Here is a 536-nt window from a genome sequence, read left to right as displayed (position 1 = left end):
TATAGAGGAAGGAGTCTTCTCGGCTTTTTAGATAAACTCGATCACTTCACCGTTGGGACTGTAAACCAAGGCATTTTTCACCACAAGCGGCGGTTCGCCAAGAGACATCTGACTCGGTTCCACACAGGCCTTTGCTCCATGAGCAATGGCTTTTTGATATGTATCGTGTACATCACTCACATAGAAGGCCAGATGCAATAACGCTCCGTAAGCTACCTCCTCCTCATACGAGGCTTTTTTGCCTTGGGCTGGAATGACGGCTTCATTATCAAAAACTTCAATGCAGGTTCTTCGATCGGGTGAAACGAGCATGGATGCTTCTTTGATCTGAAAGGAAGGCAGACTCCAATAGTGACCTACCTTAAAGCCTAAGACTTCAGTATAAAAGGCAATAGTCCCTTCATAATCTTTGGCTTGGATCGCTACATGTGAAAGACCTTGTACACTCATCAATATCGCTCCTTATCTGTAAGTTGTTAATATATAAGCTGAACTAAAGATTTTCCCATCAGATACCAGTCGCAACTACGAGGAAC

At 43.8% G+C, this 536-nt stretch carries 1 protein-coding gene; it reads right to left on the bottom strand.

Features of this window, described 5'->3' with window-relative positions; translation table 11 throughout:
* Positions 1-27: 27 nt before the first annotated feature.
* The gene (locus tag L691_RS28145; protein WP_036735837.1) at positions 28-450 is read right to left on the bottom strand and encodes a VOC family protein; all 423 of its coding nucleotides are present in this window, start codon (positions 448-450) and stop codon (positions 28-30) included.
* Between the last annotated feature and the right edge of the window lie 86 nt (positions 451-536).

It is taken from the genome of Paenibacillus zanthoxyli JH29 (assembly GCF_000520715.1).
In the GTDB taxonomy this organism is placed as follows: Bacteria; Bacillota; Bacilli; order Paenibacillales; family Paenibacillaceae; genus Paenibacillus_AQ; species Paenibacillus_AQ zanthoxyli.
The sequence above is the reverse complement of the archived record's forward strand: the minus strand, read 5'-3'. Positions and strand labels throughout refer to the sequence as shown.

What these genes read in the sequence shown, in the direction of transcription:
- L691_RS28145 (WP_036735837.1), bottom strand. Translation starts at nt 450, where the DNA reads ATGAGTGTACAAGGTCTTTCACATGTAGCGATCCAAGCCAAAGATTAT.